This is a genomic window from Alishewanella sp. WH16-1 (assembly GCF_001441695.1).
GTDB classification, from domain to species: Bacteria; Pseudomonadota; Gammaproteobacteria; order Enterobacterales; family Alteromonadaceae; genus Alishewanella; species Alishewanella agri.
In genome coordinates this window covers 43,687-69,785 of the sequence record NZ_LCWL01000003.1, presented here as the reverse complement: position 1 = coordinate 69,785, position 26,099 = coordinate 43,687, and the positions used below count along the sequence as shown (strand labels likewise).

The 26,099-nt window shown below is 51.9% G+C and carries 22 protein-coding genes; 13 read left to right on the top strand and 9 right to left on the bottom strand.

The window, feature by feature from the left end; translation table 11 throughout:
* Positions 1-94: 94 nt before the first annotated feature.
* From AAY72_RS00925 to malQ, 8 genes are all read right to left on the bottom strand, one after another.
* A complete protein-coding gene (locus AAY72_RS00925) occupies positions 95-1,546 on the bottom strand; it encodes a glyceraldehyde-3-phosphate dehydrogenase (RefSeq protein ID WP_008983295.1) in 1,452 nt (483 codons plus the stop codon).
* 133 nt (positions 1,547-1,679) lie between these two features.
* Positions 1,680-2,069: a peptide-methionine (R)-S-oxide reductase MsrB gene (msrB, locus tag AAY72_RS00920; protein ID WP_008983294.1), complete on the bottom strand. Its 390-nt coding sequence runs from the start codon at positions 2,067-2,069 to the stop codon at positions 1,680-1,682.
* A gap of 39 nt (positions 2,070-2,108) precedes the next feature.
* Positions 2,109-3,812, bottom strand: a complete 1,704-nt coding sequence (locus tag AAY72_RS00915; RefSeq protein ID WP_057785213.1) for a methyl-accepting chemotaxis protein — start codon at positions 3,810-3,812, stop codon at positions 2,109-2,111.
* 171 nt (positions 3,813-3,983) lie between these two features.
* Complete coding sequence (gene purT, locus AAY72_RS00910) at positions 3,984-5,162, bottom strand: formate-dependent phosphoribosylglycinamide formyltransferase (RefSeq protein WP_231728867.1); 1,179 nt, start codon at positions 5,160-5,162, stop codon at positions 3,984-3,986.
* 5 nt (positions 5,163-5,167) lie between these two features.
* Complete coding sequence (gndA, locus tag AAY72_RS00905; protein ID WP_057785212.1) at positions 5,168-6,697, bottom strand: NADP-dependent phosphogluconate dehydrogenase; 1,530 nt, start codon at positions 6,695-6,697, stop codon at positions 5,168-5,170.
* Between the two features lie 85 nt (positions 6,698-6,782).
* Positions 6,783-8,831, bottom strand: coding sequence for a glycogen debranching protein GlgX (gene glgX, locus AAY72_RS00900; protein WP_057785211.1), 2,049 nt, complete (start codon positions 8,829-8,831; stop codon positions 6,783-6,785).
* 10 nt (positions 8,832-8,841) lie between these two features.
* Positions 8,842-11,034 (bottom strand): 1,4-alpha-glucan branching protein GlgB, encoded by a 2,193-nt coding sequence (gene glgB, locus AAY72_RS00895; protein ID WP_369815325.1) that lies wholly within the window; start codon positions 11,032-11,034, stop codon positions 8,842-8,844.
* 55 nt (positions 11,035-11,089) lie between these two features.
* The gene (gene malQ, locus AAY72_RS00890; RefSeq protein WP_057785209.1) at positions 11,090-13,282 is read right to left on the bottom strand and encodes a 4-alpha-glucanotransferase; all 2,193 of its coding nucleotides are present in this window, start codon (positions 13,280-13,282) and stop codon (positions 11,090-11,092) included.
* A 235-nt stretch (positions 13,283-13,517) separates the two neighbouring features.
* On the opposite strand from malQ, the gene gap reads away from it, so the two are divergent.
* Together gap and AAY72_RS00880 are read left to right on the top strand one after the other, a co-directional pair.
* Positions 13,518-14,525: a type I glyceraldehyde-3-phosphate dehydrogenase gene (gene gap / locus AAY72_RS00885; RefSeq protein ID WP_057785208.1), complete on the top strand. Its 1,008-nt coding sequence runs from the start codon at positions 13,518-13,520 to the stop codon at positions 14,523-14,525.
* A 109-nt stretch (positions 14,526-14,634) separates the two neighbouring features.
* Positions 14,635-15,492 carry a D-hexose-6-phosphate mutarotase gene (locus AAY72_RS00880; protein WP_057785207.1) on the top strand — a complete coding sequence of 286 codons (858 nt, stop codon included), beginning with the start codon at positions 14,635-14,637 and terminating at the stop codon, positions 15,490-15,492.
* Here AAY72_RS00880 and AAY72_RS00875 read toward each other — a convergent pair.
* Positions 15,476-15,883, bottom strand: a complete 408-nt coding sequence (locus tag AAY72_RS00875) for a hypothetical protein (protein ID WP_008983286.1) — start codon at positions 15,881-15,883, stop codon at positions 15,476-15,478. The genes AAY72_RS00880 and AAY72_RS00875 overlap by 17 nt on opposite strands.
* A 290-nt stretch (positions 15,884-16,173) precedes the next feature.
* On the opposite strand from AAY72_RS00875, the gene ccoN reads away from it, so the two are divergent.
* The 11 genes from ccoN to ttcA all read left to right on the top strand — a co-directional run bounded on the left by ccoN (position 16,174) and on the right by ttcA (position 26,048).
* Positions 16,174-17,601, top strand: coding sequence for a cytochrome-c oxidase, cbb3-type subunit I (gene ccoN / locus AAY72_RS00870; protein WP_008983285.1), 1,428 nt, complete (start codon positions 16,174-16,176; stop codon positions 17,599-17,601).
* 10 nt (positions 17,602-17,611) lie between these two features.
* Positions 17,612-18,220 (top strand): cytochrome-c oxidase, cbb3-type subunit II, encoded by a 609-nt coding sequence (gene ccoO / locus AAY72_RS00865; RefSeq protein WP_008983284.1) that lies wholly within the window; start codon positions 17,612-17,614, stop codon positions 18,218-18,220.
* A 5-nt stretch (positions 18,221-18,225) separates the two neighbouring features.
* On the top strand, positions 18,226-18,408 hold the full coding sequence (locus tag AAY72_RS00860; protein ID WP_008983283.1) for a cbb3-type cytochrome c oxidase subunit 3: 183 nt from the start codon (positions 18,226-18,228) through the stop codon (positions 18,406-18,408).
* Positions 18,401-19,375, top strand: coding sequence for a cytochrome-c oxidase, cbb3-type subunit III (ccoP, locus tag AAY72_RS00855; RefSeq protein ID WP_057785206.1), 975 nt, complete (start codon positions 18,401-18,403; stop codon positions 19,373-19,375). Before AAY72_RS00860 ends, ccoP begins: the two co-directional genes overlap by 8 nt.
* A gap of 68 nt (positions 19,376-19,443) precedes the next feature.
* The gene (locus AAY72_RS00850) at positions 19,444-19,932 is read left to right on the top strand and encodes a FixH family protein (RefSeq protein ID WP_057785205.1); all 489 of its coding nucleotides are present in this window, start codon (positions 19,444-19,446) and stop codon (positions 19,930-19,932) included.
* Between the two features lie 35 nt (positions 19,933-19,967).
* On the top strand, positions 19,968-22,349 hold the full coding sequence (locus AAY72_RS00845; protein ID WP_057785204.1) for a heavy metal translocating P-type ATPase: 2,382 nt from the start codon (positions 19,968-19,970) through the stop codon (positions 22,347-22,349).
* On the top strand, positions 22,346-22,558 hold the full coding sequence (gene ccoS / locus AAY72_RS00840) for a cbb3-type cytochrome oxidase assembly protein CcoS (protein ID WP_057785203.1): 213 nt from the start codon (positions 22,346-22,348) through the stop codon (positions 22,556-22,558). The genes AAY72_RS00845 and ccoS overlap by 4 nt, the downstream gene beginning before the upstream one ends.
* Positions 22,548-23,222 (top strand): sulfite exporter TauE/SafE family protein, encoded by a 675-nt coding sequence (locus AAY72_RS00835; RefSeq protein ID WP_057785202.1) that lies wholly within the window; start codon positions 22,548-22,550, stop codon positions 23,220-23,222. The genes ccoS and AAY72_RS00835 overlap by 11 nt, the downstream gene beginning before the upstream one ends.
* Before the next feature lie 36 nt (positions 23,223-23,258).
* Entirely contained in the window at positions 23,259-23,963 is a 705-nt protein-coding gene (gene fnr / locus AAY72_RS00830) for a fumarate/nitrate reduction transcriptional regulator Fnr (protein ID WP_057785201.1), read from the top strand.
* Positions 23,964-24,120: 157 nt separating this feature from the next.
* Positions 24,121-25,053: a universal stress protein UspE gene (uspE, locus tag AAY72_RS00825; protein ID WP_057785200.1), complete on the top strand. Its 933-nt coding sequence runs from the start codon at positions 24,121-24,123 to the stop codon at positions 25,051-25,053.
* Positions 25,054-25,130: 77 nt separating this feature from the next.
* Entirely contained in the window at positions 25,131-26,048 is a 918-nt protein-coding gene (ttcA, locus tag AAY72_RS00820; RefSeq protein WP_057785199.1) for a tRNA 2-thiocytidine(32) synthetase TtcA, read from the top strand.
* Positions 26,049-26,099: the final 51 nt, after the last annotated feature.

The window sequence follows — 26,099 nt, the reverse complement described above, 5'->3', positions numbered from 1 at the left end:
TGGGGATACCTCAGGCTCAGATGTCAGGCCGGTACCGGAGTGCTGTGGATAAAAAAACCCGCTGCGAGGCGGGTTTTTTAGTAGCGGATTACGCTTATTTGGCAACTGGCAGCGTTGGGTATTTGATGCCGGCCATTTCGTTCATCACGCGGGTTACCTGTACACTGTAACCGAACTCGTTATCATACCAAACGTATAACACGCAGCGGTCGCCATCAACAATGGTCGCCTGAGAGTCAACCACGCCGGCGTAGCGTGAGCCAACCAGATCTGACGATACGATTTCAGTTGAGCTGGTAAAGTCGATCTGATCCTGCAGCTCTGAGAATAAAGAGGTATTTTGTAAGAACTGGTTTAGCTCGTCTTTGCTGGTTTCACGGTTCAGGTTCAGCGACAGAATAGCCATTGACACGTTTGGCGTCGGCACCCGGATCGCATTACCGGTTAACTTGCCTTTTAGCTCAGGCAACGCCTTAGCTACGGCACTGGCAGCGCCAGTTGAGGTCAGTACCATATTTAATGGTGCCGCCCGGCCGCGACGTTCAGCTTTGTGGAAGTTATCGATCAAATTCTGATCGTTGGTATAAGAGTGTACCGTTTCAACGTGACCGTTACGAATACCAAACTCATCGTTCAACGCCTTTAATACTGGAGTAATGGCATTAGTGGTACAGCTGGCTGCTGAGACAATTTTATGCTCGGCCGTGATCATATGCTGGTTGACACCATACACCACATTTGGCACATCCCCTTTGGCCGGTGCCGTCAGTAATACTTTGGCCGCCCCTTTGCTCTTCAGATGCACCGACAGGCCGACGTCATCTTTAAAGATACCGGTGTTATCGACGATCAGCGCGTTATCGATACCGTAAGCAGTGTAATCCACTTCTTCCGGTGAATTGGCATAAATCACTTTGATAAAGGTACCATTGGCTTTAATACCCTGATTCTCTTCATCTACTGTGATGCTGCCATTAAAGGGGCCATGGATCGAGTCACGACGCAATAAGCTGGCGCGCTTTTCCAAGTCACCCTGCTTACCACCACGGACAACAATAGCTTTTAAACGTAATTTAACGCTTGGGCCAGAGCGCTCTAACATCAACCGGGCCAGTAAGCGACCAATACGACCGAAACCGTACAACACCACATCAACCGGTTTAACCTGATCTTCATGGTCCAGAATATCCGCCAGCTCACGCGCCAGATATTGTTCCAGCGTTAACCCCTCAGCGACATTTTTGTACAGAAACGCATAAGCCAGTTTACCGATATCAACCCGGCCCGGCGCCAGATTCATCTTACTAACGGCTTCTAATACCGGAAAGCTTTCCCGCAGACGCAGCTTTTGACCTTCAAAACGTTGTACGGTTTTATGGGCTTTAATAATATCGATTGTAGTCGCGCTGACCAGCGGACGACCATAAATCACCACTTCAATGCCTTTATTACGGTACAGACGGCCAATAATTGGCAACATATTTTCGGCGTATTCCTGGCGCTCCTGCCAGCTCTTCTGGTACTGCTCTGCGTGTGATAGGGTCATTTTCAGGCCTTTTACTTCAATAAGATGAATTAATCGGAGTTGCCCTCGCCGCTTTCTTGTAGGGTACAGCGGTCATGAAAGGCGGCCTATTGTAATGGATTATGAAACCCTACCACAACAATTACAGGTTTTTTTAGGCTTTAGTCGTATGTTTAAAGCTTAAAGACACGGAATTAACGCAGTAGCGCTGCCCCGTCGGAGCCGGACCATCGTCAAAAACATGACCCAGGTGACAATCACAAGTGGCACAGAGAATTTCAATGCGTTGCATACCATGGCTGTGATCAGGTTGGTACTTTACCTTGTTCTCAATGGCCTGGTAAAAGCTGGGCCAACCACAGCCAGCATCAAATTTGGTTGCGGAGTCGAACAGCACCGTGCCACAACAAACACAATGATAGGTCCCATCGGCGGTATGGTGCAGCAGCTCACCGCTAAAGGGATACTCAGTGCCTTTTAAGCGGGTGACCCGATATTGCTCATCGGTCAGGCGCTCCCGCCATTGTTGTTCAGTTAATTTCATCTGTACCTCAGCACGTCACAGAGTTTCTCACTTGAGTTATTATACGCGGAAGCCAGCCAACAGATTATTTAATTCCCGAGCCATCTGCCTTAACTGGCTGCTGGCACCTGCCAACTGTGCCGCCTGCTCATGGGTTTGTTGCACCGCCTGAGCAATTTGCTCCATATTTTGATTAATGCCACCGGCGACCATGGCGAGCTCTTCGGTCGCACTGGCCAGTTGATCGTTAACATCGGTGATTTGGGCAACAGCACTATTGATCCGCTGTAAGGCGCTACTGGCTTCAGAAGAACGGGCTATAGTCAGGCTGGCTTCCTGCTGGCTTTGTTGCATGGAATTCACCGCCCGGGCGGCATCCTGCTGAATACCTTGTACTCTGTTATTAATATCCTGAGTGGAACTGGCCGAACGACTGGCCAGGGTTCGGACTTCATCAGCCACTACGGCAAAGCCCCGCCCCTGTTCACCGGCCCTGGCGGCCTCAATGGCGGCATTTAAGGCCAACAAGTTAGTTTGCTCTGCAATGCTGCCAATCACCTCGGTCACCGCACCGATTTGCTGACTGCTGTCAGATAACTCCGACAACACCGAGGCCACCTGTTCCACCTTGTGTTGTAACTGATTAATCGCCTCCAGAGTTTGACTCACCGCAGCCGTGCCCGCTACCGCTTCGCGATCGGCATCCCGCGCCGAATGTGCCGCCGTAGTGGCATTACGCGCCATATCATCGCAGGTGGTACTCATTTCATGCACTGCCGTCGCAACCTGAGTGGTTTGTTCCATTACCTGCTGCAATAACGCTTGGCTGTGCTGGCTGGAACTGTCCAGCGCCTCAGATTGCTGATTAAGACCACTAACCAGCGCCCGCTGTTGACTAACCAGGTCGCGCAACCGTTCAACCAGGGCGGCGACTGCCGCCAACAGACTATCCTTATCGCCGGCTCGCAGACTGATAGCCGCGCTAAAATCGCCGGCCGCAACCTGTTGTACTAACTGCCGGGTGTAGGCCACTTCGCCGCCGAGTTGCCGCAATAACCAGCGCCGGATATACAGAGAGACCGCTATCGTTAACAGCATGACCAGTACTATGACCAGCGCCAGCTGCAAAGCGGTTTGCCAGAAGGTCTTGCGGACATCATCAATATAGATGCCGGATCCCAGCACCCAGCCCCATTCCTGATCTGCAATGACATAGGAAAGCTTAGTGTAACGCTCTTCAGTTACCCCGCCACCGGCTAAGGGTTTAGTCCATTGATACTCGACGAAGCCACTGCCATAGCGTTCGATGGTTTCGACAAAGGTTACAAACAAGTTCTGGTTATTCAGTTTGTGCTGTTGACGACCATCGGCGCTGCGCATCAGGGTGGCATAATTGAAGCTGGGGCGGTCCAATACGGTGCCTTCAAGTGCCGGTACCGTGGGATGCATCACCATTTTGGGGAAAGGTTTACCTAAATCATTAATCCAAATATATTCAACTTTGTCGTAGCGCAGTGCTTTAATTGCCCCCAGTGCCGCCTGCTGTGCTTGCTCACGACTCATCACACCGCTTTTAGCCAGCTGCTGATAATGTTTAACTAACGACATTCCAACATCAATGACAGCCACGACACGCTGTTCGCGTCCTTCAATCAATCTTTGCTGGAGGGAATGCATCGCAACGGCAGCAACTAATAAGAAACCGGCGAGCGCCAGGATGGGTAAGAACAATAGCCGACCAGCGGCACTAGACCAAAAACTCATCATTATTCTTCCTGCAGACTTCTGTGTTTCAAGCATAGCTGTCAGGAGAAGAAACACCAAAAGATTTTATACAACAAGAGTTTATTACTAAATAAGGAACATTAGTCTGCACCGGCGCCAGACCAACACTCTCGTCGTGGTGCCGATCTGCTGACCGACACCACAGACTGATTACTTAAGCGTTACCGTTAGCTGCCGCACAACGGCCAGCGCTTTCGCCGTTGCCGCCTCAGTGCTCTGGGCCAGCGCCAGCGCCACGCCCATTCGCCGCTCGCCCTGCACTTCCGGCTTACCGAAGAGCCGCAGCTCCGTATCAGGTTCACGCAGTGCATCGGCTAAGCCGGCATACTGAATATTCTGGCTTTGCCCCGGTACCAGCAACACCGCTGATGCAGCCGGGCCGTACTGCCTGATCTGTGGAATAGGTAAACCCAAAATGGCGCGCGCGTGCAGCGCAAACTCGCTCAGTTGCTGCGAGATCAGCGTCACCATACCGGTATCATGCGGCCGGGGTGAGACTTCACTAAACCAAACCTCGTCGCCTTTGATAAAGAGCTCAACACCGAATAAGCCTTTACCGCCCAGTGCCTCTACTACAGCAGTCGCATAGGCTTCCGCTTTTTGCCGTGCCATAGCTGACATCTGTTGTGGCTGCCAGCTTTCGCGGTAATCGCCTTTTTCCTGGCGATGCCCAATGGGCGCACAAAATTGGATCCCGGACACCGAATTCACTGTTAACAAAGTAATTTCATAGTCAAAATCGATAAAACCTTCCACGATGATCCGGCCCTTACCGGCGCGGCCACCTTCCTGCGCATAGGCCCAGGCCTGCTCCAGATCGGCATCCGAGCGCAGCACGCTCTGGCCTTTCCCTGAGGAGGACATAATAGGTTTAACCACACAGGGATAACCAATAGCCGCGACTGCGGCCAGAAAGCCGGCTTTATCTTCCGCAAACTGATAGGGTGAAGTCGGTAATTGCAGCTGCTCGGCGGCTAAACGGCGAATCCCCTCGCGGTTCATCGTCAGATTAACGGCTTTGGCGCTGGGCACCACGTTAAATCCGGCCTGCTCCAGCTCGAGCAATACCGAGGTGGCGATGGCTTCCAGCTCCGGCACTATCAGGCTTGGCTTTTCGCTAATCACCAGCTGGCGCAGTGCGGCGTTATCCAGCATCGAGATCACCACGGCTTTATCAGCCACCTGCATCGCCGGCGCATTCGGATAGCGGTCAACCGCAATTACTTCACAGCCGTAGCGCTTTAATTCAATACACAGCTCTTTACCAAGCTCACCGGCACCTAATAACAGCACCTTGGTGCTACTGCTGGTACCCGGGGTTCCGATTATCGTCGTCATTTAATTTTCACCATTGGCCGCTCTGGGTGGCTCCAATCTACGTGATAAGTCTTACCTTTGGCCTTGTCGGTCCGTTCAAAAGTATGGGCACCAAAATAATCGCGCTGCCCTTGCAGCAGGTTGGCTGGCAACACTGCAGTGCGGTACGCATCGTAGTAACTCAGCGCTGAGCTTAGTGCCGCTACCGGAATACCGGCCAGCGAGGCATTGGCAACCGCTTTACGCCAGTTTTGCTGATAGACCGAAATTTGCTTGGAGAAAAACGGATCCAGCAGCAGGTTCTCCAGCTCGTCGTTGCGCTCATAAGCTTCACTGATCGACTGCAGGAATACCGCGCGGATAATACAGCCGGCGCGCCAGATCTTCGCAATTTCGGCAAAATTCAGCTGCCAGCCCTGCTCTTCCGCCGCCGTTTTCATTAAATGAAAGCCCTGGGCGTAAACACAGATCTTGGCGCAGTACAGGGCATCATGCAGCATCTGAATCAGCTCCGCTTGCTGCGCCTCGCTATACAGGTTTTGCGCCGGACCCGCCAGCACTGTCGCGGCCTTGACCCGCTCGGTTTTAAGAGCTGAAATAGAACGGGCGTACACCGCTTCCGCTATGGTTGGCGCCGGGCTGCCCAGCTGCAGGCTACTGACCGCAGTCCACAGGCCGGTGCCCTTTTGGCCGGCTTTATCGACAATCACATCGACCAGCGGCAAGCCGGTTTCACTGTCTTTGGTGGCCAGCACCTCGGCACTGATGCCAATTAAGTAGCTATGCAGCGGGCCTTCATTCCAGCGCCGGAAAATGTCAGCAATCGCCAGCGCCGACATACCCAGCACATCGCGCATCACCTGATACACTTCACAAATCAACTGCATATCGGCATATTCAATGCCGTTATGCACCATCTTCACATAGTGGCCTGAGCCGCTGGGGCCAATATAGCTGGCGCATGGCTCACCTTCGGTAACCGGATTACCCGGCTCAAAGCGTTCGATAGCTTTGCCGGTGGCCGGATCAACCTTGGCCGCAATGGCCTGCCATAAGGGTTTAATCCGGGTCCAGGCATAGGGATCGCCACTTGGCATCAAGGAAGGGCCAAAACGGGCACCAACTTCACCGCCGGAAACGGCGGTTGAGAAAAAGATAAACTTACCTTCAAAGCTCTTTTCCCGCGCGACGGTGTCGGTCCACAAGCTGTTACCGGTATCGACCACGATATCATCGGCCTGAATGCCAGCATCAATCAACTTGTGACAGACATCGTCTACGGCTTTACCGGCGGGAACAGAGAGAACAATCAGATGCGGAGCAGAAAGGCGGGATAATAATTCGGTGTAGGAGCTACAGCCAATGACCCGCGGCGGCTTATCACCGCGCTCTGCGGTATCCTGCGCCAGCACGGCTTCGAGCTTTTGCAGATCGAGGTCAAAGGCCGCCACCCGGTAACCATGATCTGCCAGGTTTAAGATCAGGTTTTTGCCCATTACGCCGGCTCCAACGAAGCCGATATCACACAGTGGTGTGTTGTCTGTCATTTGACGATCCTTTAAACAGCAGAGAAATGCGCCTTGGCGCGGCTCGAAAAATGGCCGGCATTATAGCCGAATAACCGGCATAAGCCTACTGCCAGACTGACAGGCTGTGCGCCGTTTGCAGCCATTGGCTGGCTTGCAGCGGTTTAACCGGTTGTAAGCCATCATCCAGCGCGGTATCAAACACCAGTTGCCGGCTGTTGCCCGGAAATAACACGGCTTCGTTACGGGCCGAACCGTTAATCAGTACCAGCAGGCTTTGCTGACTGTTGGTATTGATAATCTCCAGCATACAGCAGTTAAGTTCGGCCTGATGCCAGTGTTGCTCCTGCATCGGCGTAGCATCGAGTAAGTACCAGTGCACCTGATGCTTGTCACCATGCAGCTGATATTGGTCATCCAGTAAACTCAGCTGCTGCAGGCAACTAAACTGGCTACGCAGTGCCATCATCTGGCGTACAAACTGCAAAAACTTCGTGCTATGACCATCCAATTGCCAGTTAAGCCAGGAAATCGGATTATCCTGGCAATACGCATTATTATTACCATGTTGGCTATGGCTGAGCTCATCACCGCCCAGCCAGTGGATAATGCCTTGACTCAGCAGCAAGGTGGCCACCAGATTACGCTTATGCTGATACCGGGCAGCGACGATTGCCGGATCTGAGCTTGGGCCTTCGACGCCATGATTGCAGCTCAGATTATGGCTATGGCCGTCTCGGTTTTCTTCACCGTTCAACCAGTTATGTTTATGCTGGTAACTGACCAGATCCTGCAGCGTAAAACCATCGTGATAACACAGATAATTGACACTGCAACTGGCCGGCTTATGGTGCTTTTGGAAAATATCGCGTGAGCCCAGTAAGCGGGTGGCAAATTCCGGTAAGGTGCCACTGTCACCGCGCCAGAACGCACGGCAGGTATCGCGGAACTTGTCGTTAAGCTCAGACCAATGCGCCGGAAACTGCCCCAGATGGTAGCCAAAGGGCCCGACATCCCAGGGCTCGGCAATCAGCTTGGCCTGCGACAGCACCGGATCCTGAGCAATAATTTGGAAAAAGGCCGCATAGGGATTAAAGCGTTTATGCTCACGGCCGAGCGTTACCGCCAAATCAAAGCGGAAGCCATCAACCTGCATCTCGGTCAGCCAGTAACGCAGCGCATCCAGCACCATTTTTTGCAGCGCCGGGTGTGACAGGTTTAACGTATTACCACAGCCAGTAAAGTTGCAGTAATTCTGATAATCAATCATTTCACCATGGCTGTGAAACAGATAATACTGGCGGTTGGCCAGACCGCGGAAACTGAGTACCGGGCCATCTTCGCCGGCTTCAGCGGTGTGGTTAAAGACGACATCCAGAATCACTTCCAGCCCGTGCTGATGCAGGGTGCGAACCAGAGTTTTAAACTCCTGCACCGCATCTTCTACCTGATAGCGTGGCTCGGGTGCAAAAAATGCCAGCGGGTTGTAACCCCAGTAGTTGGTAAGCTTCAGACTGCTTAAGCGTGGCTCTGCCATAAAGGCCGCCACCGGCAGTAACTGCACCGTAGTAATACCCAGTGCCTTTAAATGCGCGATCACCTCTGGCTGACACAGACCAAGATAGGTACCGCGCAATGCTTCCGGTACCGCCGGATGCTGCATGGTCAGGCCCTTGATATGCGCCTCGTACAGTACGGTTTTTTCGCGTGGGATCTGTGGCTTAGTGGCGCCCTGCCAGTCAAACTCAGTGGCGCTGAGTACGCCTTTGGCCAATGAATAGTGACTACGGCTTAAATATTGCTGTTCATGCCAATATTGTGGCCGGTTTAACTGCGGGCAATACGGGTCCAGTAACAACCTGTTACTGTCAAACAATAAACCGCGATCCGGCTGATTCGGGCCTGCGGCTTTTAGTGCATAGAGGGTGCCCTCAGCGACGCCCTGCACCTGCAAATGCCAGATCTCCCCGGTGCGGCCACTAAAAGCAATCTCCGCCAGCAGTTCTTCCGTATCCGGGCGGAACAAACACAGTTGCAGTCCGGTCGCATCCGGGGCATAGACGGCGAAGTTCCAGCAGCCGGCACTCAGTTGCGTTGGCCCCAATGGCGCCGGCTTGCCAGGACTCATTTTTAACAGTGCTATCTGATCGGCCATCGCGCGGATCCTAAGATTTAACTCGTAGATAGAGGGTTGCCAACGGCGGTAAATTCAAGCTCAGCCGTCGAGGTTGGCCCTGCCAGGCTTCGGCAATACTGACCAGTACCTGCTGCTGCACCGGATAATTACTGCCCCAGAAATACTCACTATCGGTATTGAGGATCACTTCAAACTCGCCCTCTTCCGCCACGCCAAGCGCAAAATGCTCGCGTGGCACCGGTGTAAAATTACTGACCACGTAAATACGCTGGCCGGCCGCATCCTGCCGGAAAAAGCTCACCGTACTGTGGGTTGCATCCTGATGCTCCAGCCAGCCAAAGCCCGCTGGCTCATAGTCTAGCTGATACAGCGGTGCGCAGCGCCGATAAGTCAGGTTCAGATCGCGGAACAGCTGCTGTACCCCACGGTGCTTATCATAGCTTAGCAGCTGCCAGTCCAGACTCTGGGTATGATTCCATTCGCGGCTTTGCGCCAGCTCATTCCCCATAAAATTCATTTTCTTACCCGGGTGCGCGTACATAAAGGCAATGTAGGCACGTAAGTTCGCCGCCTGCTGCCACTCATCGCCCGGCATTTTTTGCAATAAGCTGCCTTTACCATGCACCACTTCGTCGTGCGATAACGGCAAAATAAAATTCTCGTTATAGGCATACACCATCGAAAAGGTCAGATCATTATGATGGTACTGCCGGTAGGCAGGGTCTTTACTGATATAGCGCAGGCTATCGTTCATCCAGCCCATATTCCATTTAAAGCCAAAGCCCAGGCCACCAATATCGGTTGGCCGTGACACCATCGGAAAAGACGTCGATTCCTCGGCAATGGTCATCGCATTAGGGAACTTGCTATACACTTCGCGGTTAAGCCAGCGAAACAGACTAATGGCTTCATAGTTATGATTGCCGCCGTCGATATTCGGGATCCATTCCCCGGCTTTACGCGAGTAATCCCAATACAGCATCGAGGCCACCGCATCAACACGGATACCATCGATATGAAAGTGCTCCAGCCAATACAGCGCACTGGCTACCAAAAACTGGCGCACATAATCCTTACCAAAATCATAGATGCAGGAATTCCAGTCCGGGTGCCAGCCACGGCGCGGATCGGCGTATTCATAAAGATGCGAGCCGTCAAAACGGGCTAAACCATGACCATCTTCCGGAAAATGCGCCGGTACCCAGTCCAGAATAACGCCGATACCGGCCTGATGGCAGGCATCGATAAAGGCTTTAAAATCATCCGGATGGCCAAAACGCGAGGTGGGGGCAAATAGCCCCAGTGGCTGATAGCCCCAGGAACCATCAAACGGATGCTCCATCACCGGTAACAGTTCGATATGGGTATAGCCCAGATCCAGTACATAAGGGATCAGCTGCGCCGCCAGCTCACGGTAATTAAGCGGTTGATTGTCCGGCCCGCGGCGCCAGGAGCCCAGATGCACTTCATAAATACTCATCGGGCTCTGATACGGATTCGGCGTGGTGCGGTTTTGCCAGGCCTGATCCTGCCACTGATACTGCTGATGATCGTAAACCAACGAGGCATGCGACGGATATTGCTCAGCATAAAAGGCCAGCGGATCAGCCTTGTGTGGTAACAGATGACCATGCTGATCTTTAATTTCAAATTTATAACGCACGCCGGCGGCAACTTCCGGCAGCACCAGCACGAAATGGCCACAGTCGGTGCGTTGCATCGGATGGCAGCGGCCATCCCACTGGTTAAAATCACCGACCAGACTGACACTGCTGGCATGAGGGGCATAGACGGCAAAACGGGTTGCCGGCAGCCGTTTGCCGGCGACATCCAATTCAATCAGCTGAGCACCAAGCTGCCGGTACAGATTTTCCGGCTGATGCTGTACAAAGTGCACCGCATAATAAGCTTGCTCGGTAAACTGATAAGGGTCAAACAACTGGTGCTGATAGCGGCCCTGGGTAACCTGTAACCGATAGGGCACCGCCTTACGCTTGGTCGGTAACTCCAGCACAAATAAGCCGGGACAACTACTATCGGGCGTTAACTCACCTAACAGTTTATTGGTTTTGCTATCGAAAGCACTGACCGCGCTGGCGTGCGGCAGATAGCAGCGCAGCAACAAACCACGCACTTTCCCGTCCTGCATTCGCGGCTGCCAACCTAAAAAGCCAAACGGCTGATTTAAACGGGCTTCGGTTAACAGCTGTGCAGTCATGATTCTGTCCTTAATAAAATGTCTGAGAGTTACCTGAACGGGCCTTACAGCGGCTTATTTATTGGCGTCGCAGCGCCGTTAATTGCTGCAATAAGGCGGCAATATGCGGCTCTTGCGTCCACTGCTCCAGCGGCTGACTCAATTTGCGCCGCCAGTTTGGATATTCATTGCTGGTGCCGGGCACATTCACCGGCTGAGTCATTTCCAGCCAGTCTTCAATTTGCAGGCATAACAGCTGCTGGGCGCCGGCGGCCAGATGCTGCTGCATAGCGAAATTTAACGTTCGGTCCATAGCTAGATGGTCAACACTACGCGGGTAATCAGCCGGTAAGCGGCCATGACCGTGCAGCGAATCTAAAATACGCTGTTTATTGGCATGGCGCTGCTGATAGAGTTGCTGCAGTTGGCCTTCGTCGCGATACAAGCCCAGTTGCTGGCCCAGTTTTAAGTCTTCACAATGCCAGAAACCGATTAAGGTTGGCAAATCGTGGGTACTTAAGGTCGCCATCGCCTGCAGCGGATAATGTGCCGGCGAAATATAGCCGCCATCCGGCGCGGTTTCAAAGAAGAAGACCCGGTAGGAATAGATACCGAATTGCTGCAGTAACTCACGGATGCCCTCTGGTACTGTGCCCAGATCCTCGCCAATAACCACCACCTGCTGGCGGTGGCTTTCCAGCGCCAGAATGCCCAGCAGATCCATAATAGGGTAATAAACATAGGCACCCGAGCCGGCATTAGCCGCAGTTTTTGGTACCCACCATAGCCGCAGCAGTGCCATCACATGGTCAATCCGCAGCGCACCGGCATGCTGCATATTGGCACGCAACAGCTCAATAAAAGGTTGATAGCCCTGCTGGTACAGCTGAAACGGCTTCATCGGCGGCAAACCCCAGTTTTGGCCGGTCGGCCCCAATGGATCCGGCGGCGCACCGACACTGGCGTCACGGCAATACAGCTCAGGATTCCCCCAGATCTCGGTCGAGGCTTCGCTAACGCCAACCGCTAAATCACGATACAAACCTAATAACATGCCCTGTGCTGTTGCCAGTTGCTGGGCCTCTGCCAGCTGCTGCTGCGCCAGGAATTGCAGATAAACGTAAAAATCCAGCTCAGCTGCGTGCTCAGCAGCAAATTTCCGCACGGCGTCGCTGTCCGGATCCCGGTATTGCTCTGGCCAGTTGGGCCAGCCCCAGTATTGGCTGTCTTGCTGATACAGCCAGGCATGCAGCGCATCATATAGCGCCAGCTGCGCTAAACTGTTGCCGCCGGCGGCTTTAAAGGCATCAAAGGCGGCAGCCAGTTCGGGCTGCGACGCTTTGTTGTCGATAAACCACTGATAACACAACTTTAATGCTGGCAGCTTTAGCGCCATCACGGCCGGGTAATCGACCCAGTCCTGCTGCCGCGCTGCCACTATTGCCTGTTGCACCGCAGGTTGCTTTAGATGAGCCTGTAGCGCGGCGTTATCGTTAAAGCCAGGTGTGGCGGTCACATCAAGGTAAATAATATTGAGCCAGCGCCGCGACGACGGACTATAGGGGCTGGCATTATCCGCTAAGGCCGGATAAAGCGCATGAATGGGGTTAAGGCCAATAAAATCTGCCCCCTGCTTCGCCAGATAGCGGATCAGCGTTTGCAGATCGCTAAAATCACCGATCCCCCAGTTGCGCTCCGAGCGCAGCGCATAAAGCTGGATCGCGCTACCCCACTGTTTGCGCTGGCTAAACTCTGCCGGTTGATAACAATGGCCGGGGCTGATAATCAGTTGCTGGTTGACCAGTAAATCGGTACCACTGCAGCGCAGCTCCAGCTGATGGTAACCGGCTGTTAATGGGTAGGCGATATGATGCAGATACTGCTGATACTCTTCGCCCTCTAACACCACCACCTGTGTCAGCTCGCCATCTACCGGCAGCAGTGGCCACTGCTGTGTTGCGCCCTGCTCAGTAGTCAGCGTCAGGGTAAAATCGGTATTCGCCAGCGCCAGTGGCACCATCACTTCCAGCTGCCAGCCCTGCTCATCTTGCTGCTGCACCGATACCGGCGCGATCAGTTGTTGCCAGTAATCCAGTTGCCGCTGTAACAGCTCTTGGCGACAGGCGGCTTCATCCTGCACCGGATATCCCATGGCACTGAGCAGCGCTAACTGATCCGGCTCGCTGACCTGACACGGCTGCCCCCAGGCATCATTAAAGGTGGTTTCAATGCCGTTAAAGGCAATCAGTTCGGCGAGTAAGGCGGCGTCCATTGGAAATCCTTATTTTTATGTGCCTAAAATAGAGTCTGCATGCTTGTTATGCTAACGAGCACTCTATTGTAAGGAGCGGTTTGCTGCTTGTCATGGTCATTTATGTCATTAAATTACAAAATCAGCAACAAAAATGCTTTTAAGCTTGAAAATTGCCATGAATAATGTAATTTTACTACAAAATACCTGATGAATACGTTTTCAAACAGTTTAACACTTTAACAGCGGGGTTCTTATGACTATTCGTGTTGCGATTAATGGTTTTGGCCGGATTGGCCGTAATGTGCTGCGGGCACTGTATGAAAGCAGCAAAAGCTATGACATTAAGATCGTAGCCATCAACGATCTCGGCGATGCGGCGATTAACGCCCACCTGTTAAAGTACGACACCGCGCACGGTATTTTTGCTGCCAACGTCAGCCACGATGACAAAGCCATCTATGTGAACAATGACGAAATCCGTACCCTCAGCGTGCGTAATCCGGCCGAGCTGCCGTGGGCCGAGCTGAAAGTCGATGTGGTACTGGAATGTACCGGCCTGTTCACCGATCGTAAAACCGCAGGCGCCCATTTAACGGCCGGTGCGAAGAAAGTCATCATCTCAGCACCGGGTAAAGATGTCGACGCCACTGTGGTCTACGGCGTGAACCATCAGATCCTGACGCCAGAAATGAACATTATCTCTAATGCGTCCTGCACCACTAACTGCCTGGCGCCGGTTGCCAAGCCACTGTATGAAGCCTTGGGTATTGAATCCGGTTTAATGACCACTATCCACGCCTACACTAACGATCAGCGCTTAAGTGATGTTTATCATACTGATGTGCGCCGGGCCCGCGCCGCGGCAATGTCGATGATCCCGACCAAGACCGGCGCCGCTGCTGCTGTCGGTTTAGTGGTACCAGAGCTAAAAGGCAAATTTGATGGCCTGGCCGTACGGGTGCCAACGATTAACGTATCTTTAGTCGACCTGACCTTTATTGCTGGCCGCGATACCACTGCTGAAGAAGTGAACGATATTATCCGTAAGGCCGCCAGCAGCGGCCCAATGAGCGAAGTGCTGTCGGTGAACGATCTGCCGCTGGTGTCGATTGACTTTAACCACAACCCAATGTCATCGGTATTTGATGCCACGGAAACCCGGGTACTGGGCAGGCTGGTCAAAGTGATGAGCTGGTACGATAATGAGTGGGGCTTTAGTAACCGTATGCTGGATAACACGGTAGAGCTAATGAAGTTCTAATTGTCTCCTGCTAATCACTACAGCCAGCTTTTGCTGGCTGTATGCATTTTAAGGCAGTGGATTTAGCACGTTATTTTACCACCCGTTGAGCGAGTAATAAGGAATCAGGATGTCGCAGACACTATCGCAAATCAGTACTCAGACCGGCTTTGCCCATTTAACTGACCTGCCCTGCCTGAAATTAGTCTGTGGCGAAGCTTCGGCCGTGATCTCGCTGTATGGCGCTCAGTTGTTATCCTATCAGCCAGCGCCCGGAAGGGAGCTGCTGTGGCTATCCCCGAAAGCGGTCTGGCAACAGCAACAAGCGATCCGCGGCGGCGTGCCGGTATGTTGGCCCTGGTTTGGCCCGGCGGGCAAGCCGTTTAATATCAGCGCGGCTAAACTACCCAACCATGGCTTAGTGCGTAACCGACTGTGGCGTCAGGTGCAGGCGGAGCCGTCGACACAGCACGCTTTGGTTACGTTAAGCATCGATGTCGATGATATCCCGACACTGCATAACAGCGTAACGCTAAACCTGACGCTGAAGCTGACCGCAGACACTCTGACTTTACAGCTGGACTGTGCCGAGCCGATGCTGCAACAAGCTGCGTTACACAGTTATTTTGCGGTACCGTCACTGTCAGACACCAGTGTCAGTCCTTTACCCAGCACCTATCTGGATAAAACGCTGGGCGGCGAACGGGTAGAAAGCACTGCGCCGCTTCGCTTTGAGCGGGAAATTGATCGGGTTTATCCGGAGCCTGCGGCAGAGCTGTTGTTGCAAAGTGGCGCACAGCAGTTAAACATCAGCCAACAGGGCCAGGATGCTACTGTGGTCTGGAATCCATGGCGGGAGCGCAGCAAAGCGCTGCCGGATTTAGCGGAAAACAGTTATCAGCAGTTTGTTTGTGTTGAAACCGCAAAACTGGATTTAAACCAACCAGCTGCCTTACAACTGAGTCAACGACTTACCAGCTTGAGGTAAAATCGATCAGCTGCAGTTGCTGCTGCCCGCTGACGGTTGCCATAGTCAGCGTCAACTGCCAACGCATTTGCGGATCGGTACAGGCGCCGAGCAAAAACTCCGCTTGCCAGACGGTGCCCTCTGTGTCGCTGACCTTACGCCAGTGTAACGGGATCCGCCCCATATACATCGAAATGCCGCGAATTTCACCACTAAGTTGCTGAATATCAAGGTTTGTTTTCACCGTTAGCGTCAGCGGGCTTTCTACCGGTATTGTTGCCGGACTGATTTGTACACTCAGGTCAGCGGTTTGCAGCAGGGTCAGCTGGCTGTTATCATTAGCAGCGGGTGTACAAGCCTGCAGTACAAATAAAAAAATGAAACACAACACTAACTTCACTGCAAACTTCATCTCAGGGTAATGCCTGCTAAACTCGTAGAAGTGGCTATCTTAGCGCTAACAACAGGCAAAAAACCAGCAACAGGCCTAATTGCCTGAAAATTGAACAGCGACTTTGTTCTACATCATAAAATAGGCGGCTTTGCCTATCTTTTATGGGGTAAAGGCCTTATCATTCGGGCCAAATAAAGTGGGTACAACCAACTGCGATGGCCTCATCCAGCGGACGTATCCATTTATAACAAGAAGGGCCACCTTCAGGTGGTATTTTAGTAACCAGCAAAACTGCAGCGGAACTCAACATGAGCCAGACCAAACCGTTAAATGTTGAATACAACTATAGCGTTGTCCGCCTCTTTGCCATCACTACCGTATTATGGGGTATTGTCGGCATGGCGGTGGGAGTGTTAATTGCAGCCCAGTTATACTGGCCGGCGCTTAACTTTGATACGCCTTGGCTGACCTACAGCCGTCTTCGTCCTCTCCATACCAATGCCGTTATCTTCGCCTTTGGTACCAGTGCCTTATTCGCCACCTGTTATTATGTGGTGCAACGAACCTGTCAGGTTCGGTTATTTGCAGAAAAGCTCGCCATGTTTACTTTCTGGGGCTGGCAAGCGGTTATTATCGCTGCCGTGATTACCCTGCCAATGGGCCTGAGCCAGAGCAAAGAATATGCCGAGCTGGAGTGGCCAATTGACGTGCTGATTACCATCGTTTGGGTCAGTTTTGCTATCGTGTTCTTCGGTACTCTGGCTAAACGTAAAACCAGCCATATCTATGTCGCGAACTGGTTCTATGGCGGCTTTATTATTACCGTTGCCGCGCTGCATATCGTCAACAGCATGGTGATCCCGCTGAATTTGGGTAAGTCTTACTCAATTTACGCCGGTGCGGTAGATGCCATGGTGCAGTGGTGGTACGGCCACAACGCGGTAGGTTTCCTGTTAACCGCTGGCTTCCTGGGTATGATGTACTACTTCGTACCGAAACAATCAGGTCGTCCGGTGTATTCTTACCGGCTGTCAATCGTCCACTTCTGGGCGCTGATTGCACTGTATATCTGGGCCGGTCCACACCACCTGCACTACACTGCCCTGCCTGACTGGACCCAGTCTTTAGGTATGGTGATGTCTGTGGTGCTGTTCGTACCAAGCTGGGGCGGCATGATCAACGGTATTATGACGCTGTCAGGCGCTTGGCATAAGCTGAAAACCGACCCCATCTTACGCTTTTTAATTGTATCGCTGTCATTCTACGGTATGTCGACCTTCGAAGGCCCGATGATGGCGATCAAATCCGTGAATGCACTGTCACACTACACTGACTGGACCGTAGGTCACGTGCACTCGGGTGCGCTGGGCTGGGTTGCGATGATCTCTATCGGTGCTATGTACCACCTGATCCCGGCGGTATATAACAAAGACGGAATGTATAGCTTAAAACTGATTAACACCCACTTCTGGCTGCACACTATTGGTGTGGTGCTGTACATCGTAGCAATGTGGATCAGCGGTATTATGCAAGGCATGATGTGGCGCGCAGTTAACACTGACGGTACTTTGACTTACAGCTTTGTCCAAAGCCTGGAAGCCTCGATGCCGTTCTATCTGATGCGCTTTATTGGTGGTGCCTTCGTGGTCGCCGGTATGTTGCTGATGGCTTACAACGTCTACAAGACAGTAAGCAGTAAAACACCAGCAGCCCAACCTGCTGCAGCCGCCGCCTAAGGAGAGCCAAATGTCAAAAAATCATCACGAAAAAATTGAAAAAAGCGTTGGTTTACTGGGCATTTTCACCATTATCGCCATCAGCTTTGGTACGCTGGTTCAAATTACTCCGCTGATGTTTCTCGATGAAACCACCCAGCCAATTGACGGCCTGAAGCCATACACTGCCCTGCAGATGGAAGGCCGGGATGTGTTTATCCGTGAGGGCTGCACCAACTGTCACAGCCAAATGATTCGGCCGTTCCGCGCTGAAGTAGAACGTTACGGTCACTACTCGGTTGCCGGTGAGAGCGTATGGGAACATCCGTTTCTGTGGGGCTCAAAGCGTACTGGTCCGGATCTGGCCCGTGTGGGTGGTCGTTACAGTGATGACTGGCATTATGCGCACCTGATGGATCCACGCTCGGTGGTGCCACAGTCGAATATGCCGGCTTACCCGTGGTTAGATACCAACATTCTGGACGGCAAGTACACGGCCCGTAAGCTGGAGATTTTCCGGAGTTTCGGCGTACCTTACACCGATGAAGATATCGCCGGTGCTGCAGAAGCAGTTAAAGGTAAAACCGAAATGGAAGCCCTGATTGCCTACCTGCAATCACTGGGCACAGCGCTGAAGTAACGGTTATGGAATTTGCAACAGTTCACAGCATTCTGACAGTGATCCTGTTCGTTGGCTTTGTGGCGTTTGTGATTTGGGCTTACAGCAAAAAACGTAAGTCTGACTTCGAAGAAGCCGCTAACTTAGTATTTGACGACGAACCGGAATCCGGAAAACAACATTCGAAACGGGAGAAGGAGCATGAGTAGCTTCTGGAATCTTTGGATTTGGGTACTGACCATACCGGTACTGGTATTGTGTTTAGTGCTGTTATTGTGGAACCTGAAAAACTTCGTGGGCGTACCTGAAGATCAGACTACTGATCACGAAGTTGATGGCTTAAAAGAGTACAACAACCCACTGCCAAAATGGTGGACCTATATGTTCTTTGCCACCCTGATTTGGTCAGTGTTCTATCTGGCTGCTTATCCGGGTCTGGGAAATTACAAAGGTTTCCTCGGTTGGACCAGCTCCAATCAGGGCATTAAGTCGCTGGAAGAGTCACGGCAGGCGGTTGAGCTGGCTCGTGCTGAAGGCCGTCACGTGCAGCTGGACGTAGAAAACGCCAAAGCCGACGAAGTCTATGGCCCGGTATTCCAAGCTTTCGCCAAGCGTGATGTACTGGATCTGGCTTATGACACTGAAGCTTTGAAAATCGGTCAGCGCTTGTTCCTGCAAAACTGTGCGCTATGTCACGGCTCAGATGCCCGCGGTCAACGAGGCTTCCCGAACCTGACAGACAACGATTGGCTATATGGCGGTACGCCAGATAAGATCAAAGAAACCTTGCTGTACGGCCGTAAAGCCGCAATGCCAGGTTGGGAAGCCGCACTGGGCGACCAGGGCATCAAAGAAATGACTGCCTATGTGCTGCAACTCTCCGGTCGCGCCGTCAATGAAAAAGACGCCGAAGCCGGTAAAGCCAAGTTTGGTATGTGTGCCGCCTGTCATGGCGCTGATGGCCGCGGTAGCGTCGCCCACAATCTGCCGTTTGGTGCGCCGAACCTGACTGATAATATCTGGTTATATGGCGGCTCTGCCCGGGATATCGAAGAAACGCTGCGCAATGGCCGTTACGGTGTGATGCCTGCCTTTAAAGAAACACTGGGTGAAGACAAGGTACATATCCTGACAGCCTATGTTTATCGCTTAGCGAATCCGGAAGACCTGCGCTAACACCAGGCAGGATGTTCTGATAGAATCTAAGCCCCGTACAGGGGCTTAGTTTTATAATGAGGTTACGAATGCAAAAGGATACCAAACCCTGGTATAAATATGTCTGGCCCTGGGTATTAATTGCGATACCGGTTTTGACGGCGCTAAAAGCGGTGCATACCGTGGTAGTGATGCAACAACACAAACCGGAAGTCGTCATTGATGATTATTATGCGGCGGGTAAAAGTATCAACTTGCAACTTGCCAAGTACCGTGAAGCGGCGTTGCGTAATCTGGATGCCAGCATCCTGGTCGCCGGCAATAGAGCCGTAGTGCGCTTTGCCGAAAATGCGGTGCTGGGCGACAGCATTCATTTAGACTTTTATCATCCAACCCTCGGCGCCCGGGATTTTGCTGTCGATGCAGAACGCAGTGGTGAACTACTTTATGTTGCCACCCTACCCCTGACACCAGATGGTCGTTGGCGCTTAACCGTATCGGATGCGTCCAATGAATGGCGACTCAAAGCCAATCTGGTGCTGCCGGCTGAGCAGGAAATTAAACTGGGTTATAAATAATCACTGTTATCTGTATTGATTAAGGAAGAGGCGTCTTGGGCGACCTGCAGTGTTTCCATTGCCATGAGCCGGTAGCTACCGGCGAGCGTTTTACCCTGCATATCGATGGTAACCGGCAGTTTTTTTGCTGCGCAGGTTGCCAGGCGGTTGCCGATACCATTATTAATAATGGCCTGGCAGACTATTACCGCTTCCGTACCGAAGCCGCGGCTAAAGTTACCGCCCTGCCCGACGAGCTTGCCAACCAGTTAGCCAACTTTGATCAGCCAGACGTACTGGCCGATATCAGCCGCCAGCATGGCGATTTAACTGAACTGGAATTGTCACTATCCGGCATGAGCTGCGCTGCCTGCGCCTGGTTAATTGAAAAGCAACTGAAAAAACTGCCAGACATTGCCAAGGTTACGGTTAACGCCTCTACCCAACGTGCGTCGGTCAGTTGGGACAGCAATAAGCTGCCATTAAGCGGCATTTTACGGCAAATCTCTGAGCTGGGTTATCAGGCCAGTCCTTTTGTTGCCGATCAGGAAGAACAGACCTTTAAACAGGAATTAAACCGCTATCTGAAACGATTGGCGGTATCGGGCATTCTCACCATGCAAGTGATGATGCTGGCCTTCGCACTGTACTTTGGCGAATACACGGGTATCGAAGCCTCGCATGAAGGCTATCTGCGTTGGATCAGTATGCTGTTGACCATACCGGTGCTGCTCTATGCCGCCAAACCTTTCACTCTCAGTGCCTGGCGCAGCATTAAAGCCAGGCAGATGAATATGGATGTGCCGGTTAGTCTGGCGCTCTGGTATACCTTTTTCGCCTCGTCTTATGCCACGCTGTTTCATACCGGTGAAGTCTATTTTGAATCGGTCTGTATGTTTACTTTTCTGCTGCAGTTGGGTAAGTTTTTTGAATACCGCGCCCGGGCCCAGGCACGAGAGGCCACCAGCAACCTGCTAAAGATTATGCCGGTCACCGCCACTTTATTAACTGAGCAGGGCCCAACCAGTGCCTCGGCGCGCCGGTTGCAACCTGACGATCTGATCCTGGTCAAAGCCGGCGAAACCCTGCCAGCTGATGGTATCGTCACAGAGGGGCAAAGCTCGGTTGATGAATCGATGCTAACCGGTGAATACCGGCCCATTAGTAAAGGGCCCGGCGATACAGTACTGGCAGGCAGTATCAATCATGATGGTTTGCTGAAAATTCGCGTTAGCGAGGCCTTGGCACACTCCCGCCTGGGCCAGATTATCCAGTTGCAGCAGCAGACGCTAAATCAAAAACCGCGGTTGGTGGAAAAAACTGACCAGCTGGCAAAATACTTTGTCGAACGCTTACTGGTAATAGCGGTATTGACCTTTGGTTTATGGTATTTCTGGTGGAACCCGGACCGGGCATTCTGGGTTACCTTGTCGGTCTTAGTTGCCACCTGCCCTTGTGCACTCAGCCTGGCAACCCCCACCGCTATTACCTGTGCCTTAGCACGCTTAAACCGTCAGGGGATCCTGATTAAAAATTCTCAGGCGCTGGAAACCTTGCCAGAAATCAGCCATATCGTGTTCGATAAAACCGGTACCCTTACCGAAGGCCAGTTTAGTGTCTGCCAGGTCACCTTACTCAGTACGCAATACGGTGAAGCTGAGGTGCTGAATTTCATTGCCAATCTGGAGCGCTATTCCGAGCATCCCATCGCCCGGGCCTTTGCTCCGTATCTGACCGAACCATTGCAACTGCAGCAGGTGAGCGTCGCCGTTGGCGCTGGGATCAGTGGCAGCTGGCAACAACGACAGCTTAAAGTCGGCAGTGCGGCGTTTTGTCAATTGAGCGAAGTCAGCAATGCGATGGTATATCTGGTGATCGATGGCGAGCCGATTGCTGCGGTAGAGCTGAGTGATCAGATCCGGGCGGAAGTGCCGGCACTGGTCGCCAAACTGCAGCAACAGGGTTATCGTTTAGGCATGTTGACCGGCGACAGCTCTGAGCAAGCAGAGCAGATCAGCCAGCAGCTGCAGTTAGATTTTATGGTAAAGGGCTGCTCGCCAGAGCAAAAAGTCGCGCAGATCCAGCAACTGATTGCCGATGGCCATAAAGTCTTAATGCTTGGCGATGGCATTAATGACAGCCCTGGCTTTAATGCCGCCCATATCTCTGTCGCCGTGCACTCAGGCGCGGATTTATCAAAAAACCAGGCCGATGTGGTGCTGTTAAAGCCAGATGTCAGCCTGGTATTAGATTTAGTTGCCGGTGGTAAACAAAGCGCCCGTACCATCAAACAAAACCTTGGCTGGTCGGTAGGCTATAATCTGATTATTATTCCATTGGCGGTAGCAGGCTTTGTATCACCTTATATTGCCGTGATTGGTATGTCCTTCAGCTCCTTGCTGGTGGTATCTAACTCGTTAAGGTTACTGAAGAAATGAGCATTATTTATGTACTGATCCCGATTGCCATTTTATTTGTCGCCATCGGTATCTGGATTTTCTTTTGGGCGGTACGCTCAAAACAGTTTGAAGATTTGGAAAAAGAAGGCTTAAGCATCCTGTTTGATGAGGATAAGCAGCAGGTGCAGTCTGACAACCCGCGCCAGCAGCCAAACCATAACAGCCCGTCGCGCCAAGATGAGCCCTGATTTTCTCGCCGCTATACTGATTGGTTTGTTGGGGAGCAGTCATTGCCTGGTAATGTGCGGCGGTATCGCCAGTGCCTTACAACTGAGTGTACCGGCAGAACAACGCCGTCACGGCTGGTACTTTCCATTGTTACTCAGTGCCGGACGCTTAACGACTTACGCCTTGTTCGGCGCCCTGGTTGGCTATTTTGGTATTACGGCGATGCAAGTGACCGGGGCATCCATGCTATGGCTGCGTTTGCTTGCCGGCTTGCTGCTGATTGCCATGGCGCTGTACATTAGCCGGCTCTGGTTTGGTTTAACCCGATTAGAAAAGGTTGGTCAGGGCCTATGGCAGCGGCTACAGCCACTGAGCAAAGCGCTGTTACCACTGGATTCCGCCAGCAAAGCTTACCGCTATGGCCTGTTATGGGGCTTTCTGCCCTGTGGCCTGGTTTACTCCACCTTAAGCTGGAGTCTGGCCAGCGGCAGTGCGCTAAAGGGTGCCGCCCTGATGCTTGGCTTTGGCATCGGTACCCTGCCCGCTCTTCTCGCCGTTGGCAGCGCAGCCAACGCCTTACGTCAGCTCAAAGCAAATATGCTGTTTCGTTATGCGACTGCGGCTATACTGGCTATCTATGGCTTTTATACGATATGGCTTGCTTTGCAGAGGTTAGTTTTTTAAGCTAGCAGTCATATTAGGGACTTTAGGATCCATTCGATGCAACGCTCGGCGATTAATTGTCAGGATTGTGGTTTTAGCCAGCTGTGCCTGCCATTTTCACTTAACGATCAGGAAATGACCAAGCTGGATGACATTATCCAGCGTAAACGCCCGCTGCATAAAGGCGATATTCTGTTTGAAAGTGGCACCGCACTAAAATCGCTGTTCGCCGTGCGTACCGGATCCTTTAAAACCTTTACCCTGACCGAACAGGGTGAGCAACAAATTACCGGCTTCCATTTGCCCGGCGATATTATCGGTTTTGATGCGATCAACACCCAGCAACACGTCAGTTACGCTGAAGCGCTGGAAACCGGAATGATTTGTGAAATCCCGTTCAATAATCTCGAACTGTTATTAGATCAACTGCCCAAATTACGGCAACAAATGATGCGGCTGATGAGCCAGGACATTCAGGCAGATCAGCAAATGTTGCTGTTGTTAAACCGGAAAACTGCCGAGCAAAAACTGGCGACCTTCCTCAATCATCTGGCATCACGCTACGGTAACCGGGGCTTTTCGTCTAAGGCTTTCCGTCTGACGATGACCCGCAGTGATATCGGTAATTATCTGGGCTTAACCGTGGAAACCATCAGCCGTTTGCTGAGTAAACTGCATAAAGATCAGATTATTGATGTCGACGGTAAACTGATTACCATTCTTGATGCGTCGGCACTAAATAATCTGGCAGGGAATTGCTAACCCCCCATATTGATTTCAGTAAAGCAACAACGCCTATTGCGCCGCAACGCCGCTTTAACTTTGTTGCTTGTTTATTGATTTAACACAAAGGCCCCGCTACCAACTCCGGTTATTTTGACTACACTTAGGTGAGTTAGAATGGATAGCCGGAGATATTATGTCGATTTACAACAATGTTTTAGTGGTACTGGATCCAACTACGGAACAGCAAAAAGCGCTGGATCGTGCGCTGGAACTAACCCGCAAACAAGGCGGTAAATTAACGGCCTTTCTGTCGGTATACGAGTTCTCTTACGAAATGACCACCATGTTGTCCGGTGATGAGCGCGAAGCCATGAAACAAGCGGTGATTAAGGATCGTGAAATCTGGCTTAGCAGTTTATTAGCACCGGCAACGGCCGCCGGGCTCGACATTGCGATACAGGTGGTTTGGCACAACAGACCTTTCGAAGCCGTGGTCAAGGCGGTACTGGAGCATAACTTCGACTTAGTCATTAAAGGTACTCATGATCATGACGTACTGAAATCGATGATTTTTACCCCAACTGACTGGCATATTTTACGCAAGTGTCCCTGCCCGGTATTGCTGGTAAAAGAACACGCCTGGCCGGAGCAAGGAAATATTATCGCCGCAGTTAATGCCGGCAGCGAACAAGAACATCATAAATCATTAAATAAACGCGTAATTACTAAAGCGTTACAAATGGCTGAATTGCTGCACGCCAAGGTACATCTGGTCAATGCCTATCCGGGTACGCCGGTTAATATCGCCATCGAAATCCCGGAGTTTAATCCGCAGGAATATAACAGCACTATGCAGCGCCACCATAAAGAAGCCGTCAAGCTGCTCGCCGATGACTATGCGATTCCGGCGGACCAGTGTCATGTGCTGGAGGGTATGCCAGAAGATGTGATCCCGAAACTAGCGCGGAAGCTGGATGCGGAAATGGTATTAATTGGTACCATCGGCCGAACCGGTTTATCGGCTGCCATTATCGGCAATACCGCCGAGCATGTGATTGACCGTTTGGACTGCGATGTCTTGGCGTTAAAACCGGAAAACTTTGTCTGTCCGCTGGAGAAATCCTAGAGCAGGATCCTATTCCTCTTTTGCGTAGGCGCACCCTTGGGTATAATGTGCGCCTTTTTTCTGTCTGGTAGTTAATGATGTCTCACGCCGCGCAAGCGAAAGCCCAATACAATCTGAATAAACTGCACAAACGGCTGCGCCGTAACGTTGGCCAGGCCATTGCTGATTTTGGCATGATCAGTGAAGGCGACAAGGTGATGGTGTGTTTATCCGGCGGTAAAGACTCTTATACCCTGCTGGATATTCTGCTGAATCTGCAACAATCGGCGCCAATTAATTTCAGTATTGTGGCGGTGAATCTTGATCAGAAACAACCGGGGTTCCCGGCGCATGTGCTGCCAGAGTATCTGACAGCCATTGGCGTCGACTTTAAAATTGTTACTGAAGATACCTATGCCATCGTCAAGGAAAAGATCCCAGAGGGCAAAACGACCTGCTCGCTGTGTTCACGCCTGCGCCGTGGTATTTTGTACCGCACTGCCAAAGAACTGGGCGCAACTAAAATCGCCCTCGGCCACCACCGCGATGATATGCTGGAAACCTTGTTTTTAAATATGTTTTATGGCGGCAAGATGAAATCGATGCCGCCCAAACTGATCAGTGATAACGGCGAACATATCGTGATCCGGCCTTTGGCTTACTGCAAAGAAAAGGATATCGAAAAATATTCGCAAGCCAAGGCTTTCCCGATTATCCCGTGTAACCTCTGTGGCTCACAGGACGGGTTGCAGCGGCAGGTGGTAAAAGAAATGCTGCAGGACTGGGATAAACGTTTCCCGGGCCGGATTGAAACCATGTTTCAGGCAATGCAGAACATTGTGCCGTCCCATCTGGCCGATAAAACGCTGTTTGATTTTGCGGCGATTAGCAAAGAAAGCGCTCTGCTCAGCGATGGTGATACCGCCTTTGATAAGGTTGCAGTACCTAGCGTACCAGTAGGTTTCGAGCAGGAAGATGACGAGTTAATTGTGCATCAGGCAGTGGAATTAAGCTGAGCGTAACAGGCTACGGCAGCAACACCAGGCCTGCTCAGTTGAGCAGGCTTT

Bases quoted from the DNA above. Each gene is read 5' to 3' on its own strand.
- AAY72_RS00925 (WP_008983295.1), bottom strand. From the start codon at position 1,546: ATGACCCTATCACACGCAGAGCAGTACCAGAAGAGCTGGCAGGAGCGC.
- msrB (WP_008983294.1), bottom strand. From the start codon at position 2,069: ATGAAATTAACTGAACAACAATGGCGGGAGCGCCTGACCGATGAGCAA.
- AAY72_RS00915 (WP_057785213.1), bottom strand. From the start codon at position 3,812: ATGAGTTTTTGGTCTAGTGCCGCTGGTCGGCTATTGTTCTTACCCATC.
- gndA (WP_057785212.1), bottom strand. From the start codon at position 6,697: ATGACAGACAACACACCACTGTGTGATATCGGCTTCGTTGGAGCCGGC.
- glgX (WP_057785211.1), bottom strand. From the start codon at position 8,831: ATGGCCGATCAGATAGCACTGTTAAAAATGAGTCCTGGCAAGCCGGCG.
- malQ (WP_057785209.1), bottom strand. From the start codon at position 13,282: ATGGACGCCGCCTTACTCGCCGAACTGATTGCCTTTAACGGCATTGAA.
- gap (WP_057785208.1), top strand. From the start codon at position 13,518: ATGACTATTCGTGTTGCGATTAATGGTTTTGGCCGGATTGGCCGTAAT.
- AAY72_RS00880 (WP_057785207.1), top strand. From the start codon at position 14,635: ATGTCGCAGACACTATCGCAAATCAGTACTCAGACCGGCTTTGCCCAT.
- AAY72_RS00875 (WP_008983286.1), bottom strand. From the start codon at position 15,883: ATGAAGTTTGCAGTGAAGTTAGTGTTGTGTTTCATTTTTTTATTTGTA.
- ccoN (WP_008983285.1), top strand. From the start codon at position 16,174: ATGAGCCAGACCAAACCGTTAAATGTTGAATACAACTATAGCGTTGTC.
- ccoO (WP_008983284.1), top strand. From the start codon at position 17,612: ATGTCAAAAAATCATCACGAAAAAATTGAAAAAAGCGTTGGTTTACTG.
- AAY72_RS00860 (WP_008983283.1), top strand. From the start codon at position 18,226: ATGGAATTTGCAACAGTTCACAGCATTCTGACAGTGATCCTGTTCGTT.
- ccoP (WP_057785206.1), top strand. From the start codon at position 18,401: ATGAGTAGCTTCTGGAATCTTTGGATTTGGGTACTGACCATACCGGTA.
- AAY72_RS00850 (WP_057785205.1), top strand. From the start codon at position 19,444: ATGCAAAAGGATACCAAACCCTGGTATAAATATGTCTGGCCCTGGGTA.
- ccoS (WP_057785203.1), top strand. From the start codon at position 22,346: ATGAGCATTATTTATGTACTGATCCCGATTGCCATTTTATTTGTCGCC.
- AAY72_RS00835 (WP_057785202.1), top strand. From the start codon at position 22,548: ATGAGCCCTGATTTTCTCGCCGCTATACTGATTGGTTTGTTGGGGAGC.
- fnr (WP_057785201.1), top strand. From the start codon at position 23,259: ATGCAACGCTCGGCGATTAATTGTCAGGATTGTGGTTTTAGCCAGCTG.
- uspE (WP_057785200.1), top strand. From the start codon at position 24,121: ATGTCGATTTACAACAATGTTTTAGTGGTACTGGATCCAACTACGGAA.
- ttcA (WP_057785199.1), top strand. From the start codon at position 25,131: ATGTCTCACGCCGCGCAAGCGAAAGCCCAATACAATCTGAATAAACTG.